This is a genomic window from Azotobacter armeniacus (assembly GCF_054779355.1).
The window spans coordinates 62,437-80,751 of record NZ_BAAGYK010000120.1 but is presented as its reverse complement, the minus strand read 5'-3'; the positions used below and the strand labels follow the sequence as shown (position 1 = coordinate 80,751).

Below are 18,315 nucleotides of genomic sequence, written 5' to 3'. Positions count from 1 at the left end.
TCGATCCTCTCAGCGTGCCGCTGGACCTTAGAAGCGCCAGATCATGTCGACGAAGACCCGGTGCATGGTGGTGTCGCCCTTGCTGGCATAGGCGCTGCCGGGGAAGAACAGGCCGCCGCGCAGACGAATCAGTGCGGACTGCTCGTCCAGTTCTCCGCCCCAGCCGGCCGGCAGCATGCCTTGGTTGAAGTAGCGGGTGACTACCAGGTCGACTTCCTGGCCGAGGTCCTTCTCGCCGGCCTTCAGAGCGTCCTTGCCGTTCTTGTCGAACGGGCTGATGGCGTTCTGGCCGAGCTCTTCATCGTCGTCTACCCGCCAGAAGCGGTGGTAGATCACGCTGGCTTCATAGTCCTGGTTCGGCTTCCAGGAGGTGAACAGGGTGCCTACCTGCATATTGGTCAGCTCGCCGCGGAAGGCCTCGCCGAAGCGGTGGATGCGCGTCTGGAGGCCGGTGAAGCTGGAGCGGTTGCTGTGCATGCCGGTCTGGATGAACTGCTCGGACTCGTCGTCACCCTCGCCGCCGCTGGCGCGGGCATAGGCCGCACCGATCTTCCAGCGGTCATTGAGGCTCCAGCGCAGGCCAAGATCCACAGCCCAGGCGTCGACATCTATGTCTTTGCGGTGGTCAGGGCGGCCGTCGCTGGCGAAGTTCCGCTTGTCCATCTCGCCGGTCAGCCAGGTGAATTCGGCCCAATAGTTGAGCGGCATGGTCGAGCGGTGGTTGAAGAAGTCACCGTCCAGGTGCACGCCCAGCCAGGTCAGGTCGCCGGTGTAGGACTTGCTCTGCTTGTCCTCGTAGACTTCCCGCTGACTGTCCGGCAGGTCGCCGTCGTCGCTGGTGTGGTGCACCTTGAGGCCAGCCCAGTGTCCCGGTCGCCACTGGTAGTCGAGGCCACCGAAGGCGTGAGTGCGGTCCTTGTCTTCCGGGCTCAGGTTGTCGAGGTCGGTGCGGTACTCGTCGAAGCGTTCGGCGACGCCGAGCTGGGCGCGCAGCAGGCTGGTATCCATGACCCAGTTCAGCGACTCGATGTGGATATCCCACCAGGTGCCTTCGTTGGTGGGGCTGCGCACGCGCTGGCGACCGAGGCGCAGGTGCTCGCCGGGATAGCTGGTGAGGCCGCTGTAGTCGATCCAGAACTCGCGCAGGGCGAGGTAGCTCTTGTCCGGGTCGCGGCTGTTGTCGCGCTTGAACCCCGGAGCAGTGCCGTCTTCATCGTCGAGGGTGGGGGCGATCGGGTCGGTCTCGACGATGTCGGTACCCGTGACCGCCTGGAGCATCACCATGGCGCCCCAGTTGCCGCGCTGGCCGTAGACCCAGGGCCGCAGGTCGAGGGCGATGCCCTCAGTGTCGCCGCCGTTACGGGTATCCAGGTCGCGGTCGTCTTCCGACTCAGCGGTGATCTTCACCTCCAAGCCGAAGTTGCGGTCAGGGCCGACGGCTGCCAGAAGGGGAGTGGAGCAGAGTAGAGTGGCTCCAAGGCCCAATCCGGCGCTTATGCATTGCTTCCTACTCATAGTGCTTCCTGTTCGTTTTGCTTGGCTTGTAGCTGTGTCGGGGCTTGCCACGCGCCATAACGAGCCTGCTGTTCAACGTGCAGCAATTGTTCACCCCGGGTGCGTTCTGCGGGAGCGATCCTGCTCTCGATTTCCTGCAGCAGCACTTCGGAGTCCGGTCGGCCCTGGAGCACGGCGAGGCGCGCGAAGACGTAGGCATTGGCCAAGTCGATGCGGATGCCGCGGCCCTGGGAGAACAACTGCCCGAGGGTGTAGTCGGCGCTCGCCTGGCCGCCTCTGGCGGCGGTCAGCAGGCTGTCGACGGCCTTCTGCGGGTAGACCTCGCCGAGGTGGCCGCGGAAGTAGATCTGGCCCAGGTAATAGTGGGCCCTGTTTTCCGTGGCGCGGGCCTCGAGGAAATACTCCTCGGCCTTGAAGGGATCCTGGGGAAGCAGCTTGCCTTCGTAGTAGAGCCGGCCGAGCAGCAGGTCGGCCGCCGGCTGGGCGGCGGCGCGGCCGCGCTCGAGGTAGTCGAGCATCTGGTCGATGTTACCCGTGCCGGGGAAGTCGTAGAGCAGGCGCGCCAGACCGACCCAGGCGGGCGGGTAGGTCGGGGCGATTTCCTCGAGCATGGCGCGGGCGGTCTTTTCGTCCGAGCTGCCGAGCAGCGGGTCGGCGAGCACGCCGGCGACGTCCATGACCAGCTGCGCCGGCACGGCGCCGCTGCGATGGGCAGTCAGCAGCTGCTGTACCAGTGCCTGCAGGCGGTCGTCCTGGTCGCGCTTGAGGTAGACGGTGGCCAGGTCGATGTAGCAGTCGCTGTGTTCGGCGAGGCGTTGCTGGCAGATCCGCTCGATTTCGTCCAGGTGCTGGTCATAAGTACCCTGGGTGCGGTAGAGAACGATCTGCGCGATGTCCGCCTGGGAATGCCCGGCGGCCCGCCACTGGTCGATGCGCTGCTGTAGGCTGACGTCGGGAAAGCTCTGCGGATTTTTCAGGTAGAGCATCGCCAGGGGCAGTAGTACGCCGTCCTCGCCAGAGGCGAAGGCGTCGCCGAGCAGTTGCGCGGCCTCCCGCTTCTCCGCCTCGCTGCTGGTGGGCTTGTAGGCCAGCAGCTTGCCCAAGCGGGCCTTGGCCCGCGGCGAGGCGTCCAGTGCCATGCGGTAGGTCTGTTCCGCCTTGCGCAGCTGCTCGGGATCGCCGCTGGCCAGCTGCATGTCGGCCAGGCCGAGCTGGGCGTCGGTGAAGCCCATCTCGGCGAGCTGGCGAAAATGTCGCTCGGCGGTCTGGGTGTCACCGCGCTGCAGGGCTTCTTTCGCCAGACGCTGGTCGGGCAGGTCGAGGTTGGCGCAGGCCGTCAGGCCGGCCAGCGCCGAGAGCAGCAGGGGCTTGGTCAGGTTCAACTGAGGGGTCCTCTCAGAGTCCGGCGGTCACGGCCTTGTCGATCAGCGAGGGGCCGCGGTCGATGACCACTTCCACCGGCTGACCGGCCAGGCTGCTGTCCAGGGGCTGCTCGGGCTGGATGATTACGCGGATATCGCTGGACAGGCCTTCGTCCTGCAGGGCGCTGCTGACGATCCGCCCGTAGCGTCGCTCCTCCTCGCCGGGAACGCTGAAGCTGACCTGGGTGCCCGGTTTGACCTTGGCGAAGTCGCGGTAAGAGAAGCGCGCCTCGATGGTGGCCGCGGCATCGCTTGGCAGCAGCTCGAAAATCACTTGGCCCTTGGAGGCATACTGGCCGTTGGCCACGCGCTGAGCGACGACCTTGCAGTCGCATGGGCTGGTCAGGGTGCCCTTCATCTGCTGGGTGAACAGCTTCTCGACGTTGGTCGGGTTGAGCTGCTCCTCGTCCAGGTGGCCCTTGAGCATTTCCAGCATGGAGGCAGAGAAGGATGCGATCGGCGCGCCGTTGGCGACCAGACCGTCCGGGCCGACCAGGCTCTGCACCGTGCCCTCGCGGGGCATGGTCACCTGCATGCTGGGCACGCTGACCATGCCCGATTCAGCATGGGTGATGAAGTAGAGGCCGTAGAGCTGCTTGAGGATCAGGCCGAAGGCGCCGAGGCCGGCGATGAAGATCGCCAGGCTGAAGCTGACTGCGCGCACGCGCTCGAAGATGCTCTGCTGGGCCAGTCCCTTGCCCTTGCGCTCCTTGGTGAAGTTGTCGCGCTGCAGGGTGCAGATCACGTCGCCGACGGTGACCAGCTCGCCGCTCAGGTGCGAGGTGATCAGCTGGCGCAGGGTGGCGATCTCCCGGGCGCCCAGACCGTGGAACTGGCAGCCGGTGCGGCCGTTCTCCGGGTCGAGGTTGCACACCTGGAACTCCACGTCCATGGCCAGGCCCAGGTTGTCGAGCTGGAACAGCAGCTTGCCCCGGTGGAAGGCGCCCTGCTGGGTGATGGGCTTGCCACTGGCGAAGCTGAAGCCTCCGGCGGAAATATCGATCAGGCGCTGCTCGACCGTTTCCCGGTTGGCACCCAGGAAGCGAATCTTTCCTGGCAGTTTGACCCGAGCGTGTTGGCGTTGTGCTTCCGACTCGTGGACCACATTGACATTGAGTGCGGTATTCATGGTTGGATGTCTTCCTTCTCGATCATTCATTCCCGGTCAGACCGACAGCATCAGCACAGCAACGAAGATGCTGGCCGCTGAAAAGGTCATGGCCTTTGACGACCAGTTGTTGAACCAGCTCTGGAAGCTGGCGAGTTCTCGGTTGAGCTTGGTGTCCTGGCGCGTCCAGGATTGCTGGTCGAGGCGGAAGAACACATGGATCTTCACCAAGGCGCCGACGATCTGGTTGTAATAGAGGATCAGCGGGTAGGCCGGCCCGATGCTGTGTCCGGAAGCCGCCAGCAACAGGGTCAGCACCAGGCGGGTGGAGCAGACCCACAGCAGGTAGACCAGGAGGAGGGCGATGCCATACTTGAGGCTGGCGATGGTCGCCACGATCAGGCCGAGCAGGCTGGTCCACATGGACACGCGCTGGTCGAACAGCACCACCGAGGTGAACCAGCCCAGGCGCTGGACGCCGAGCTTCAGCGCGCGGGAGTTCTGCCGCAGGTTGTTGCCGTACCAGCGGAACATCAGCTTGCGGCTGGCCTTGACGAAGCGCTTCTCCGGCGGGTGCTCGACGGTGTGGATCGAGGCGTCGGGCACGTAGAAGGTGTCGTAGCCCAGGCGCATCAGGCTGAACCAGCTGGACTTGTCGTCGCCGGTAAGGAACTTGAAGCGGCCCAGACGCCAGTGGTCGAGGTTGTCGTTTTCTACATCGATGATGAATTCGGGATCGGTGACGACCGCAGCACGGAACACCGACATCCGTCCGGTGAGGGTCAACACGCGGTGGGACAGCGCCATGGAGCACATGTTGATGTGACGCTGGGCGAAGCGCAGCTTGTGCCACTCGCTCATGATGTAACCGCCCAGCACTTCGCAGAATTCGTTGGTGGTCAGGCCACCCATGTTGGGAAAGATCTTGAAGTAGGGGACCGTCTTGCGGACCACGCCGGTGTTCAGCACGGTGTCGCCGTCGATCACCGCGACCACCGCGTTTTCGTCGGGCATGTGCCGGGAGATGGCGCGGAAGCCGTTGGCCAGGCCGTCGCGCTTGCCGGTGCCGGCGATGCGCACGAAGTCCAGCTTGACCCGGTCCGGCGGGTTGAGCTTTTCCCAGAGGCTCTTGATCAGCAGCTCGTCGGACATTTCCACGATCGAGCAGACCACGGTGGTCGGGTAGCCGCAGTTGATCGCCTCGCGGATCACCGAGCCGTAGACCTTGCCGGTGGTCAGGGCGTCGATGCGAAAGCTGGTGACCATCAGGAACACATAGGAAGGATCGGTGTCCTTGCCCAGCTTCTGCACCTTGCGCCGGTAATAGGGGAAGACCACATAGAGGAACAGCATGCCGCGCAGGAAGTGGATGAGCCCCATGGAGTAGCGCCACATGCCGATGAGGCCAATCAGCATGATGAAATGCTTCGATTCCGGATCGAACACCTGTGGTGGCAAACTGAGTGCCAGCAGCATCAGGAAGCTGAGGAAGAGCAGCCAGCCGGTGGCTTCCCCAAGGGCATGCTTGAACCTGTCCATAATCGTTATGAGTCCGTCATCTGTATTCGCGGGCCGGCATGGACGGCGCTATTGTTGTTCTTGTGCGGCCTTCCCAGGTCCGCCCCCCAAAGGGGGCGGGCCGGCGGCGGGTTTACCAGCAGATCCCTTCGGCGTCGCCGTTGGTGCGCTGGGGCATGAAGCCGACCAGGTCGATTACCTTCTTACCGGCCGGAACCTGGTGGGCCAGTTTCTCGAAGCGCGGATCGGCGTTACCGAGGACGATGATGTCGGCCTCCGCGACAACCTTGTCCAGGTCGGACTTGAGCAGGGAGGAGACGTGGGCGATCTCGGACTTGATGTACTGGCCGTTTGCTCCGTGGTCGCGGGCGTATTCGACGTTGCTGTCGAAGATGCTCAGGTCGAAGCCCTTGCCGATCAGCATCTCGGCCAGTTCCAGCTGCGGGCTTTCGCGCAGGTCGTCGGTGCCGGCCTTGAAGCTCAGGCCGAGCAGAGCGACCTTGCGCGAGCCGTGGTTGTCGATCATGTCGTAGGCCTTCTGCACCTGGGCGACATTGCTGCGCATCAGCGAGTTGATCAGCGGAGCCTCGACGTCCCACTGGCCGGCGCGGTAGCTGAGGGCGCGCACGTCCTTGGGCAGGCAGGAGCCGCCGAAGGCGAAGCCCGGACGCATGTAGTACTGGGACAGGTTGAGCTTGTTGTCCATGCAGACCACTTCCATCACCTCGCGGCCATCGACGCCGGCAGCTTTGGCGATGTTGCCGATCTCGTTGGCGAAGGTGACCTTGGCAGCGTGCCAGACGTTGCAGGTGTACTTGATCATCTCGGCGACGGCGATGTCCTTGCGGATGATCGGTGCGTCGAGTTCGCCATAGATGGCTTCCAGTGCGTCGCCCGAGGCCTTGTCCAGCTCGCCGATCACGGTCATCGGCGGGAAGTTGTAGTCCTTGATCGCGGTGCTTTCGCGCAGGAACTCGGGGTTGACCGCCACGCCGAAGTCGACGCCGGCCTTCTTCCCGGAGAACTTCTCGAGAGCCGGAATCACCACGTTGTGTACGGTGCCCGGCAGCACGGTGCTGCGCACCACTACAGTGTGACGCTCGTTCTTGTCGCGCAGGGCGGAGCCGATCTCGCGGCATACCGCCTCGATATAGTCGAGTTCCAGATCGCCGTTCAGCTTGCTCGGCGTGCCGACGCAGAGCATGGACAGGTCACTGGAGAGAATCGCTGCGGTCACATCGGTAGTGCCGCGCAGACGGCCGGTTTTCACACCCTCTGCCAGCAGTTCTTCCAGTCCCGGTTCGACGATGGGGGATTTTCCCCGGTTGATCATATCAATCTTGGCTGCGGAAATATCCACGCCGAGCACATCGTGCCCGCGCGTCGAAAGACAGCCAGCACATACTGCACCCACATAGCCCAGTCCGAAAATGCTGATACGCATCGCGGTCACCTCGTCCTTTGTTTAGCTACAGAAAATTGATGACTAAAAACCTTAGCCATCAGGTTGCCGGCGGCCCTCAACCGAAGTTGCAGGCCGAACTACAGTTAATAAGTTTTACGCCTATACATTGTCGGCGTTAAAAAAAGCAGGCAGGTTTTCAGGGATGCTTCATCGACTGCTCAAGCGTTCCACGGGAGATCGTCCCTCATGGCTCGCCCGCTTGCCGCAGGCCGCTATCGCTTTGCCATTACAGCATCCAAATTTTATTGGAATTCTTGCTGACTTCTTTGACCTTTCGTGGTGCTTGTACATTCATGTTTCTGGAGCCGATCGGTTGCAGGCCTAAGAAACATTTTTTCTACGATAGTTCCCTAATGGGTTGCCCTTCCTCTGTGTGTCACTCTGGCAGTTTGCCAGTGGCTAGCACGTCTGTCTCAATACAGATTGCCGGTAATGAGATAAGTTCCACGGCCATCGGCTAGCCATCATGGAATAGACGGATTTTTTGAGAAAGGCCCCTGTTTAATATCGGTTTGATATCAAAAATCAGAATATAGTAGGACTTGTGCCACTGTATTGATATCATTTAGATATTATCTTGAGTGCTGGGAAAGCCCAATAAAGGGCTTCAGGCGTTTGCTCGGCATGAGGCGCATCCTGCCTTGCAGAGGCTGGCCATCTTGAGCGGATGGTTGCCTGCGGTGGCTCGCTGTCGCCCGAAGTGTTCATGAATATCACCTGGCGCCAGGGAACCAACGAACCGCTTGGCGGGCGCATGCCGGCTTGAGCATCGACGCCTATGGTTTCCTGCCGTGCAGCGCCTGGGTCGCGAGCGTGCTGCCGAGCAGGACAGTCGAGGGGAAAAATGTAGCGAATGCCCAATGCCTGCGCTTCCCGCGGGTTACCTCCCGCGCGGCAGTCCAGCGTACACAACGTCACGTCTCGAGCTCGATCATGACGCTGCGTCATCAGCTCGGCGCCTACCTGATGCTTGAGCTTTGCCACTGCTCATCCTGTGGCTCGTGCATGTGGCATCTGCGCTTGTGACGCAGTAAGACTAAATGGAAGTTGGATGTGCGCCGTCGCGGGATGAGAGCGCATGGCCGCATGGATGGCCGGTCGGCCCGGTGCATGGGGCGGAGGGGTATGGCGGCCACTTGGCGGACGCCATCCAGATCGACTGGCTGCTGCAGGGCCGAAGGCCCACGCAGGCGGCGGCACTGGCCGACAGTCAGCGTCCCGGCTCTTACAGGGAGCTGCGCAGCCCGGCCTGATCGGTCGGGCGAAGCGCAAGACAATGGACGGAAGAAGAGTGGCAGCTCAGTTTACGATAGGGCCACCCTTTGGCATGCGACAGGCGAGCCCAGATTGAAAATAGCGTGCTGCTTCAAGCCTTCGTCAGGCTAGCCCGTGCGGCCGAACAACAGAGAAATAACGAAAAGAATCAGGAAGAGCACGAAAAGAATCTTCGCGATGCCGGTGGCGGTTCCTGCAATACCACCGAAGCCAAGTAACCCTGCAATGATTGCGATAACCAGGAATATAATAGACCAAGTTAGCATTTTATGCTCCTTCGCTTATGGGTTTGATGACTATAATCCATAAGATACCCAGAGACTCAAAAAATCCAACGCTGCTGGCGTTCCAATGTGTAATGGTTGCCCTTCTGGATGGTCATCGGGGGACTGTCCAGAGGGCGCGTTGGCTGCAGAGAGAGAGAGGAATTCTCAAGTTCGGTCAATGCATCGCTATCGAGGGGGAGAGTATTCCTGCAGTACATTGCTGAACCCAGAGTCAAGATGAGCACAATACTTGCAGGCAGGACTTTGCTACGCAGAACAGAATGGATTTTGCCGTGGTTCATTTTGAAAATCCTTCGGTTGTTTCATGCGACATTGTTTTACAGTCCGGTGCTTGTCATTTACCAAGCTAGCAAGTATCGCACCACGGCATGAAAGTCCTTGGATTGCTTTCCATTTCAAGGAGATATCGTTATAGAGCAGAGCCGCTTGTGTTGCAGGGTGCAGGATTCGCGCTGGCTCCACTATGCAATTTGCACGAAGCGGCGTGGCTGGGCGTGGCTGAGAGTATTTCCCTATTCTGCATTCTGCCGAGGCGCTGCCACTAGCGAGTCTGGGTTGAGAACAAGCTCCAGGTCGACACGAATAAAGCGGCAATCACGGGGCCAATGACGAAGCCGCTGAGGCCAAACAGGGCCAGGCCACCTAGTGTCGACACCAGGACCAGATAGTCCGGCATTCTGGTGTCTTTGCTCACCAGAATGGGTCGCAGGATATTGTCCACCAGACCGATGATGAAAATGCCACAAACAGTGAGTAGCACACTCTTCAGAATCGCTCCGCTGAGAAGGAAGTAGACGGCTACCGGTACCCAGATCAGGCCCGTTCCCAAGGCTGGCAAAAAAGACAGAAAGCCCATCGCGACTCCCCAGATCAAGGCACGAGGAATGCCTATCAAGGCAAATATCACCCCACCCAGGGCCCCCTGAATGACCGCAATGATAATGCTACCTTTGATGGTGGCTTGTACCATGCAAGTGAATCGCTGAAATAACCGGCTCTTTTTCATTTCGCTGAGGGGAATGGCCTCCCTGATCTGCCTAACCAAGGCAGTACCATCCCTGAGAAAGAAAAACAGCAGATAGAGCATGACGAAAAAGCTGAGAATGAATTGAAAGGTATTCTGGCCAATATAGAAGGCCTTGGTGGCCAGGAATTGGCTGCCCTGCATGGCGGCGCTGGCGATCTTGTCACGAAACTCGTTCTGGTTGTCCAGGCCGAAGTGGGACAGCTGGGTTTGCAGAGGGGGGGGCAGGCGTGCCTTGAATCCCTCGAGAAGGCTTCTGAAGTCGATCTGGCCAGCCTCGAGCTGGGTATAGAGGATGGCGCCTTCCTGAATCAATAGGCTAGAGATAATGATGATGGGAAGGACCGCACCGATCACACAAATTATCAAGGTGATTGATGAGCTCAGGTTTGGATAGTTCCCCCTGAAGCAGCGCTGAACGTATAGTTGTACAGGATGGAAGAGAATGGCCAGTGCGATCGCCCAGAAGATTGCGCCATAAAAGGGAAGTATAAGCCAGGCAAAGGCCAGGGAAATCAGGACCAACAAGAACAGGAAGACCCTGTATTCAAAGCGTGGATTGATCATTGCAATCTAGGCCATGGTCAGGCATGCCGCATGGTGGGGATTCGGCTCCGGGGTAGGCCGGTGCGGCGCAGGCTTGAAGCGGGCCGGGCCTTGGTCTTGGCATCGTGGACGCTTGCGCGGGAATTCTCCATCGCGAGGCCTTCAGGTGCTGTGGCGAGGTTCAGGATAGCTGGCGCCTGGAAAGCCTGCATGGAGGCTTTCGGCACATCGAAATCCGGATAATGGCCAGAGTGTGCAGTAGTGATGCATGGGCTCGGTCCATCCTCGGGGCCACAGGCATGTGCTGGCGCTGTGTGGCCTGTTCGAGTCAGCGAAGATAGCCTCGATTGAAAGAGAAGCGTAGTTCATCCGCCCGGAAAGTCTCATGCGGGACTCCAGACGATCAGACAAAGCTGCTGTTGACAACTTCAGGGCCGGCACTGCGCACAACCCTGATCGGCTGTAGTGAGCTAGTGGATTTCGCCATAGGCCTTCATGACTTACGCCATGTCATGGTATTCCCTTTCCGGCAGAGCTTTGATGATATCGACAACTTCATCTTCACTTCCTTTTTTGCACATGCTCTAGCATTTGTCGTTTGCTGGCAGGGTAGTCGATACTTCATCAGATGATGAGTGATATGAGGACGATTGCCCTCCCATTCTTCGAGTCATCCTGTCCTCCTCTCGATTTGAAAAAGGGAGAAATATCCCCCTTTTTCAAGACCATGTCAGATCGGAGCATTCCTTAGCTTTTCCCGCCCCGGTCGTGGCCCTCTTGCTTGGATTGGCTGCGACCCTCTTGACGGCCTTGACCCTGGCTCTCCGCTCTCTTTCCTTCTTCGATCAACTCGCGTACTCGCTGGCCTCCTTTATGGCCAAGCTCCGAATAGCCTTCCGGGCCGAGCTGCTCTTTGCGAGCTTCGCCGCCTTTCTTGCCGAGTTCGGAATAGCCTTCCGGCCCGAGTTGTTCCTTGCGAGCTTCGCCGCCTTTATGGCCCATTTCGGAGTAGCCTTCCGGCCCGAGTTGTTCCTTGCGGGCTTCACCGCCTTTATGGCCCAGTTCGGAATAGCCTTCCGGGCCGAGTTGTTCCTTGCGAATTTCACCGCCTTTTTGGCCGGCTTCTTTCACGCTCATGCTGCCTTTTCCTTTCTGCGATGTACCGCCCGGGTTTTGGTGTGAAGTTGCCATGATGCTCTCCTGATTGTTTCGGACTTGCATGTAGGGCTTGGTCGTTTGCTATTCCTTTGTCAACCAGTCCAGTTCCTTTGGTATCGCCGCTCGTGTACTTACCTGTTCATGGAGTCTGGGCTATTTTTTTTCGCCTTTGGCTTTTTTCCCTTCTTTGATGAGCTCACGAACGCGCTGCCCGCCTTTATGGCCGAGTTCGGAGTACCCTTCCGGTCCCAGTTGCTCTTTGCGAGCCTCGCCGCCTTTACGGCCGGCTTCGCTTACACTGATTGAACCTTTTTCATTGGCCATGACGTTACCTCTCGGTTCAGTGTTTTCCTCAGAATTTCCTTTGTGCTTCGATGGAATAGCGCATATGCACACCATCTTTTTTGGGGCCACCTTTATAGCCAATCTGCTCATAGAACTCTCGTCCATGACGTGCGGAGGTGGCATTACCTCCTTGCCAGCCTGCTTTACTGACGTTCATGCTGCCTTTGGCTTTGTTCATGGCCCCACCTCCTTTTTGCAGGTGTCTTGATGGCTCAACTATTTTCCAAAGCAGACAGTGCGCTTCTTGATCCATGGCTGCCTGTGCTTCTGCTCAAGCGGTGGTCTGCTTGTATGAGTGTCTGGCAGCCAGCAAAGATTTGCTTTGGGAACAGTTGCTAATTTCGATGTCAAATGATAGTCAAGGTTTCCGAATGCCGACGAATGGATGAATATATTGTTTTCAAAGAAGGTCTATTTCAAGGCGGTATATTTCAAGTTTCGGCCAATGCCATGGCCTTGGTTGTATGAGCTCGGGGGGGAGACTCAGCTTTTGCAGAGTGGAGAGCAGTCAAACAGCCAGGTGGCTTGGAAGAGCAAAAATCAATTTTTCAAATAAATATAAACAATGTGCACTAATTAGCTAGGAAATGGGCAATGAAGAGCGGGAACTCCGGTGGCCATTCCTCCTGAAGGACTCTGGCGCACGGGTGTCGGGCGAGCAGGGCGATGGGCAGTGTAGCCTGCGGCTTTCGCCAGGCGCCCGAACAACCGCTGCGGCAGGTTTCGTCCAACCTGCAATCATTGCGGAGTTCAGTGGTAGCCCTCGCCGTGCTTTACCTTGCCGCGGAACACGTAATAGCTCCAGGCGGTATAGCCGAGGACGATGGGAATGATCAAAAGCGCTCCAACCAGCGCGAAGCCCTGGCTCTGCGGCGGCGCGGCGGCGTCATGGATCGATATTGCTGGCGGAATGATGTTCGGCCACAGGCTGATGATCAGGCCGCTATAGCCGAGGAAGATCAGCACCAGGGTGAGCACGAAGGGCCGCGCATGATCGTTGTTCGCCACCGAGCGTAGCAGCGCCCGGACGCTCAGCAGTACCAGCAGTGGTACCGGTATGAACCAGATCAGGTTGGGCAGGCTGAACCAGCGCCGGGCGATGGCGTCGTGGGCCAGCGGCGTCCACAGGCTGAGAATGCCGATCACCGCCAGTAGCACCAGGGCCAGCGGCCTGGCCAGATCGTGCATGCGTCGCTGCAGGCGGCCTTCGGTCTTCATGATCAGCCAGGTACAGCCGAGCAGACTGTAGGCGACGATCAGGCCGAGGCCGCAGAACAGTGGGAACGGCGCCAGCCAGTCGAGCGCACCGCCGCTGAACTGGCCGTCGGCCACAGGAATGCCCCCGATGAAGGTGCCCAGAACCACGCCCTGGAAGAAGGTGGCCGCCAGCGAGCCGCCGATGAATGCCTTGTCCCAGATGTGCCGTCGGTCCTCGCGGGCCTTGAAGCGGAACTCGAAGGCCACGCCACGGAACACCAAGCCGATCAGCATGAAGATCAGCGGCAGGTAGAGCGCCGAGAGGATCACCGCATAGGCCAGCGGAAAAGCCGCGAAGAGTCCGGCGCCGCCGAGCACCAGCCAGGTTTCGTTGCCGTCCCAGACCGGCGCCACGGTGTTCATCATCACGTCGCGGTCATGGGCGTCCTTGAAGAACGGGTAGAGCATGCCGATGCCGAGGTCGAAGCCGTCCATCACCACGTACATCATCACGCCAAAGCTGATGATCGCCGCCCAGATCAGTGAAAGATCGATGCCCATGGTTCAATTCCTCGCGTTCGGCTCGTCATTGTCCAGACCTTCTTCGGGAGCGGACAGCGGTCGGGCCGGCGTGCGCTGCTGGCCCGCACCACCGCTGATGGGCTCGCGCCCCTCGTCGGTTACCGGTCCTTTGTGGACCAAGTGCAGCACATAGACAAACCCGATGCCGAATACCGCCAGATAGACCACCACGAACAGCAGCAGGCTGATGCTCATTTCGACGACGCCATGCGCCGAGACCGCGTCGCGGGTGCGCAGCAAGCCGTAGACCACCCATGGCTGGCGGCCGATTTCGGTGGTGAACCAGCCGGCGAGGATGGCGATCAGCCCGGATGGTCCCATCAGCAGGACCAGGCGCAGGAAGGGCCGCGACTGGTAGAAGTTGCCGCGCCGGCGCAGCCACAGTCCCCACAGGCCGGTGAAGATCATCAGCAGACCGAGTCCGACCATGATCCGGAAGGTCCAGAACACGATGGTCGAGTTGGGGCGGTCCTCCGGCGGGAAATCCTTCAGGGCTGGAATCGGCTCGCTCAGGCTGTGCTTGAGAATCACGCTGCCGAGCACAGGGATTTCCACCTTGAAGCGGGTTTCCTCACGCTGCATGTCCGGCCAGCCGAAGAGGATCAACGGCGTCGCTTCGTTGTCGACATTCTCCCAATGGCCTTCGATGGCGGCGATCTTCGCCGGCTGGTGTTCCAGGGTATTGAGGCCGTGGAAATCGCCAATCAGCGCCTGCACCGGGGCGACGATCAGCGCCATCCACATGGCCATGGAAAACATCTTGCGGACCGCCGGGTTGTCGCGCCCGCGCAATAGGTGCCAGGCCGCCGAGGCGCCGACAAAGAAGGCCGTGGCGAGAAAGGCGGCGACCGCCATATGCAGCAGACGGTAGGGGAAGGAGGGGTTGAAGATCACCGCCAGCCAGTCCATCGGAATGACTTTCCCATCAATGATTTCATGGCCTTGCGGAGTGTGCATCCAGCTGTTGGAGGCGAGAATCCAGAACGTCGAGATCAGCGTGCCGATCGCCACCATCAGCGTGGAGAAGAAGTGCAGCCCAGGACCGACCCGGTTCAGGCCGAACAGCATAACCCCGAGAAAGCCGGCTTCAAGGAAGAAGGCGGTGAGCACCTCGTAGGCGAGCAATGGGCCGATAACGCTGCCGGCAAAGGTGGAGAAATTGCTCCAGTTGGTGCCGAACTGATAGGCCATGACAATGCCGGAAACCACTCCCATGCCGAAGTTCACCGCGAAGATCTTCAGCCAGAAGTGGTACAGGTCGAGGTAGACCTCTTCCTTGGTTTTCAGCCAAAGCCCTTCGAGTACCGCCAGATAGCTGGCCAGGCCGATGGTGATCGCCGGAAAGAGAATGTGGAAGGACACGGTGAAGGCGAACTGGATGCGGGCCAGGTCGAGTGCTTCCCATCCGAACATGACAAATCCTCCTGGAGCAGCGGCGCTAGAGGGATGCCCATCCTGGGTTGGAGAGAGGCTGCGCCGCGACGTTCAATGATTTTTCATGCCCCCGGACGAAGCGGGCAGGGGACGGCTGCTGCTGGGCCAGGTCATCCGGACGAATAGGGGATGATCGAGATCTTGCCGTTCTTCTCGAGAATCGCGTACTTGATCTGCTGCATCTGCTCCAGGCCCTGGCTCTGGCGTGCTGCCAGCAGGATGTCCTCCTCGCGCAGCCGGGCCTCGCTCAGGCGCTTTTTCAAAGGGCGGCCGTCCTCGACGATCAGCGTCGAGGTGCCCTCGATCAGCGCATCGATCCGGCCGAACCTGAGCTTGACGAGCGACAGGCCGACATCGATGACGATCAACGTCACGATCACGATGACCGCATTGATGAACGAGAAGTCGTCGCCCAGCAGCGCCTGCTGCGTCGCCTCGCCGATGATCAGCAACAGCAGCAGATCGAAATTGGTGATGTCCGCCAGGGTGCGCCGGCCGGCGATCTTGAACAGGACCAGCAGGATCAGATAGATCGCGGCGGCTCGAAGAACGGCATCCATGGCCATCTCCTCACGGATAGATGAACTGCGTGAAGACCACGCTGCCGCCTTCGAACCAGGCGGTGCTCCGCACCAGCCCTATGCCGTCGGGGCGGATCGTCAGGTAGACGCTCAGGGATCCCTGTTCGTCGGCCTGGCCGACGAGTTCCAGCCCGCCCTGGCGACTTCGGGCGAACAGAGGCTGCGGTTGCAGGCTTTCGATCGTATGGGCGCGCAGGAATGCCTGGTCGATGCGCAGGGTTGCCTGCGCCGAGGGGCGGGTCTGGGCCGCGAGAACGATCCGGCTGCTGGCGCCATTGCGCAGGAAGCGCTCGTATTCCACCGTCAGGCGTTGTTCCGGGCTGCTGCTGCTTTGCCTGCTGAGCGGACCGCTCGAGAACAGGCCGGTCAGGGCCAGACCGACGAAGGCGAGCAGCACGCCGAAGCCGATCCGCTCGCGTTTCCACGTCTTGCGCTGGCGGGCGATCTGGTCGGTGATGGGGTAGTTCCGCGGAGCGAAATCATCCTGCTGCGCATCGCCCGGCTGCGTGCCCTGGCCGGGAAGGTCTTGCGAGGCATCGGTCATGGCAGTGGCCTGTGCGTCTTGCCGGTTCAATGAGTCCGACCGCCATTTTCGAATTTTGTCTCGCTGGCAAGAGGATCGCTGCGCGCGTCCGGTCCATGCAGGGCAATCGCATGAAGGGGCAAGTGCAGCCATTCACTCCCTCTCCCGCGTGCGGGAGAAGGCTGGGGAGCGGAAAAACAGGCCATCGCAACTCATTTGCCCTCTCTCCCGGCCCCTCGGCTTTGGCCTCCTGCGTCGCCCTACCTCCTGCATCCATGCAGTCGTCTCCCATGGATGGGAGAGGGAAGAAAGTTGTTCATGCGATTGCCCTGCCGGCCCATGTCGCTTCGCCATTTCCTTTGTACGGCAGCCTTCCGGGTATGCACCTTGAGCACCGGCCATGCTGCCCGGCCGATGGATCCAGCGCTCCGCTAGAACTCGGAAAAATCGATCGGGTCTGCTGAGGAGAGGGAACGAAAAGACGAGAAGGAAATGTTCCGATTGCAGACAGATGATGGGGGCGGAATTAAGGCAGCTCGCCGCACAGCGTGCGGATCGGAGTGCCGCCGTTCCCCTGCAAGTCTGCGTCCATCACGATGAATCCTATCCACCCGCTATCTGTGACGGAAGGTGAACGTTATGGCTGAAGATAATCAAACTCTGCCGCCCCAGCATCAGGAGCAACGGCCTGGCAAGGAAAGCGAAATGCATCCGCGCCCGGAATACAAAGCCGAAGATTACAAGGCTGCCGGCAAACTGGAGGGCAAGGTCGCGGTCATCACCGGTGCTGACAGCGGTATCGGTCGTGCCGTGGCGGTGGTCTTCGCCAAGGAGGGCGCCGACATTGTCCTGCTTTATCTGGATCAGCCGGAAGATGCCGAAGAAACCCGCCGGGAAATAGAAAAACAGGGCCGGCAATGCCTGCCTCTGGCCGGCGACGTGGCCGATGCTGCGTTCTGCCGCATGGTGGTCGAGGAAACCGTCGGTAAATGGGGCCACCTGGATGTGCTGGTCAACAATGCGGGGGAGCAGCATCCGCAGGAGCGGCTCGAGGATATCAGTGAGGAGCAATGGGAAAAGACCTTCCGCACCAATATCTTCGGCATGTTCCAGTTGACCAAGGCGGCGCTCCCGTCGATGAAGGAGGGCAGCGCCATCATCAACACCACCTCTGTCACTGCCTACAAGGGCAATCCCAAGTTGATCGACTATTCCTCCACCAAAGGTGCGATTACCGCGTTCACGCGCGCCCTGTCGACCAACCTGGCGCCGCGCGGTATCCGCGTCAATGCGGTTGCGCCGGGGCCGATCTGGACCCCGCTGATTCCTTCTACCTTCAGTGAGGAGGAAGTGGCGCATTTCGGTGCTTCAACGCCGATGAAGCGTCCTGGTCAACCGGAAGAGGTGGCGCCGGCCTACGTTTATCTCGCCTGCAACGACTCGTCCTATGTGACTGGACAGGTATTGCATGTCAATGGTGGAACGGTGATCAATGGCTGACGGGAGCTGTTCATCTTCGGCCTGTGCCGAGCTGCCGCTCGGCACTTGGCTTTATTGATTTTCCTCAAGAAGGAGTGCCGACAGGCATCGGTCAGGACTGAGCCTATTGCCCAGCCCTGTATTTTCCCGCACTTGCAATCTCAATCATCGCCTCAGCGTTTGGCTGCCACATCTGGTGTTTCTGAGCGGCTCAGAAATGCCGTGGTAATTTCCGGTAGATAGTTCAGCAGCCAATCAGCCATGGCCTGCTCCTGCAACAGGATTTCCTGCGCAATCCGTTTGGTTTCCGAGTCGCCCGCCATTTCGGCAGCGGTGATGAGAATCCTGTAGGAGGCAATTTCCATATTTTCGAAGACATAGGAGCTCATGGCGCCCTTGACCACCTCATCACTCATGACCAGGCCACTGAGGCCTTGTCCGAAAGCCACGATCTTGCCGGCCATATCTTTGAACGCCGAAGGACTGCTGCCCAAGCGGGTGATGCAGCTTTCCACTTGGGCTCTCTGCCAGCGGGTTTCCTCCAGATGCTGGTCGATACGCACCTTGAGCTGAGGATAATTGTCTATGCGGTCCGACAGGGACTCCAGCATGTTTTCCGCTTGTTGCTCCATAGCGTGGGCATCGCGAAGCCAATCGAGCAGGTTTTCATGAACAGTTGCCATTTGACGATCTCCTTGACAGAGGATTGGGTTGTTCATTGGGTAGAATTCGGCGGCCGTTTGAGAGTTCAGCTCAGCTGACAGGTGGGCTCGGACTTGTTTTATTGGAAAAGGGGATACGTAACAATCGATAGCGATATAAGCGGGCGTCCAACTCTTACTCTTCGAGATCATTGT

Annotated in this window: 18 protein-coding genes; 2 read left to right on the top strand and 16 right to left on the bottom strand. The window is 59.7% G+C overall.

Annotated elements, in window-relative coordinates; translation table 11 throughout:
• Positions 1-27: 27 nt before the first annotated feature.
• The 5 genes from ACYVD0_RS16555 to ACYVD0_RS16535 all read right to left on the bottom strand — a co-directional run bounded on the left by ACYVD0_RS16555 (position 28) and on the right by ACYVD0_RS16535 (position 7,006).
• The gene (locus ACYVD0_RS16555) at positions 28-1,515 is read right to left on the bottom strand and encodes an alginate export family protein (protein ID WP_460427831.1); all 1,488 of its coding nucleotides are present in this window, start codon (positions 1,513-1,515) and stop codon (positions 28-30) included.
• The gene (locus ACYVD0_RS16550) at positions 1,512-2,897 is read right to left on the bottom strand and encodes an alginate biosynthesis protein AlgK (RefSeq protein ID WP_460427830.1); all 1,386 of its coding nucleotides are present in this window, start codon (positions 2,895-2,897) and stop codon (positions 1,512-1,514) included. The genes ACYVD0_RS16555 and ACYVD0_RS16550 overlap by 4 nt, the downstream gene beginning before the upstream one ends.
• A gap of 13 nt (positions 2,898-2,910) precedes the next feature.
• Positions 2,911-4,065 (bottom strand): PilZ domain-containing protein, encoded by a 1,155-nt coding sequence (locus ACYVD0_RS16545; protein ID WP_460427829.1) that lies wholly within the window; start codon positions 4,063-4,065, stop codon positions 2,911-2,913.
• Positions 4,066-4,101: 36 nt separating this feature from the next.
• A complete protein-coding gene (alg8, locus tag ACYVD0_RS16540) occupies positions 4,102-5,583 on the bottom strand; it encodes a glycosyltransferase family 2 protein (protein ID WP_460427828.1) in 1,482 nt (493 codons plus the stop codon).
• A 112-nt stretch (positions 5,584-5,695) separates the two neighbouring features.
• The gene (locus tag ACYVD0_RS16535) at positions 5,696-7,006 is read right to left on the bottom strand and encodes a nucleotide sugar dehydrogenase (RefSeq protein ID WP_460427827.1); all 1,311 of its coding nucleotides are present in this window, start codon (positions 7,004-7,006) and stop codon (positions 5,696-5,698) included.
• A gap of 783 nt (positions 7,007-7,789) precedes the next feature.
• Here ACYVD0_RS16535 and ACYVD0_RS16530 point away from each other — a divergent pair.
• On the top strand, positions 7,790-8,053 hold the full coding sequence (locus ACYVD0_RS16530) for a hypothetical protein (RefSeq protein ID WP_460427826.1): 264 nt from the start codon (positions 7,790-7,792) through the stop codon (positions 8,051-8,053).
• 356 nt (positions 8,054-8,409) lie between these two features.
• Here the strand turns inward: ACYVD0_RS16530 and ACYVD0_RS16525 are convergent, their stop codons facing one another.
• The 10 genes from ACYVD0_RS16525 to ACYVD0_RS16480 all read right to left on the bottom strand — a co-directional run bounded on the left by ACYVD0_RS16525 (position 8,410) and on the right by ACYVD0_RS16480 (position 16,000).
• A complete protein-coding gene (locus ACYVD0_RS16525; protein WP_460427825.1) occupies positions 8,410-8,568 on the bottom strand; it encodes a DUF1328 domain-containing protein in 159 nt (52 codons plus the stop codon).
• Between the two features lie 56 nt (positions 8,569-8,624).
• Positions 8,625-8,870: a hypothetical protein gene (locus tag ACYVD0_RS16520; RefSeq protein ID WP_460427824.1), complete on the bottom strand. Its 246-nt coding sequence runs from the start codon at positions 8,868-8,870 to the stop codon at positions 8,625-8,627.
• 260 nt (positions 8,871-9,130) lie between these two features.
• Positions 9,131-10,180, bottom strand: coding sequence for an AI-2E family transporter (locus ACYVD0_RS16515; RefSeq protein WP_460427823.1), 1,050 nt, complete (start codon positions 10,178-10,180; stop codon positions 9,131-9,133).
• 726 nt (positions 10,181-10,906) lie between these two features.
• Entirely contained in the window at positions 10,907-11,350 is a 444-nt protein-coding gene (locus ACYVD0_RS16510; protein ID WP_460427822.1) for a KGG domain-containing protein, read from the bottom strand.
• 120 nt (positions 11,351-11,470) lie between these two features.
• Positions 11,471-11,641: an Em GEA1 (EM1) gene (locus ACYVD0_RS16505; protein ID WP_460427821.1), complete on the bottom strand. Its 171-nt coding sequence runs from the start codon at positions 11,639-11,641 to the stop codon at positions 11,471-11,473.
• 28 nt (positions 11,642-11,669) lie between these two features.
• Complete coding sequence (locus ACYVD0_RS16500) at positions 11,670-11,840, bottom strand: Em GEA1 (EM1) (protein ID WP_460427820.1); 171 nt, start codon at positions 11,838-11,840, stop codon at positions 11,670-11,672.
• Between the two features lie 572 nt (positions 11,841-12,412).
• A complete protein-coding gene (gene cydB / locus ACYVD0_RS16495; protein WP_460427819.1) occupies positions 12,413-13,420 on the bottom strand; it encodes a cytochrome d ubiquinol oxidase subunit II in 1,008 nt (335 codons plus the stop codon).
• A gap of 3 nt (positions 13,421-13,423) precedes the next feature.
• Entirely contained in the window at positions 13,424-14,854 is a 1,431-nt protein-coding gene (locus tag ACYVD0_RS16490) for a cytochrome ubiquinol oxidase subunit I (RefSeq protein WP_460427818.1), read from the bottom strand.
• 131 nt (positions 14,855-14,985) lie between these two features.
• Positions 14,986-15,435, bottom strand: a complete 450-nt coding sequence (locus ACYVD0_RS16485; RefSeq protein ID WP_460427817.1) for a DUF421 domain-containing protein — start codon at positions 15,433-15,435, stop codon at positions 14,986-14,988.
• 10 nt (positions 15,436-15,445) lie between these two features.
• Entirely contained in the window at positions 15,446-16,000 is a 555-nt protein-coding gene (locus tag ACYVD0_RS16480) for a hypothetical protein (protein ID WP_460427816.1), read from the bottom strand.
• 618 nt (positions 16,001-16,618) lie between these two features.
• Here ACYVD0_RS16480 and ACYVD0_RS16475 point away from each other — a divergent pair.
• On the top strand, positions 16,619-17,479 hold the full coding sequence (locus ACYVD0_RS16475; RefSeq protein WP_460427815.1) for an SDR family oxidoreductase: 861 nt from the start codon (positions 16,619-16,621) through the stop codon (positions 17,477-17,479).
• Positions 17,480-17,631: 152 nt separating this feature from the next.
• Here ACYVD0_RS16475 and ACYVD0_RS16470 read toward each other — a convergent pair whose 3' ends face one another.
• A complete protein-coding gene (locus ACYVD0_RS16470) occupies positions 17,632-18,141 on the bottom strand; it encodes a ferritin-like domain-containing protein (protein WP_460427814.1) in 510 nt (169 codons plus the stop codon).
• Positions 18,142-18,315 lie beyond the last annotated feature (174 nt).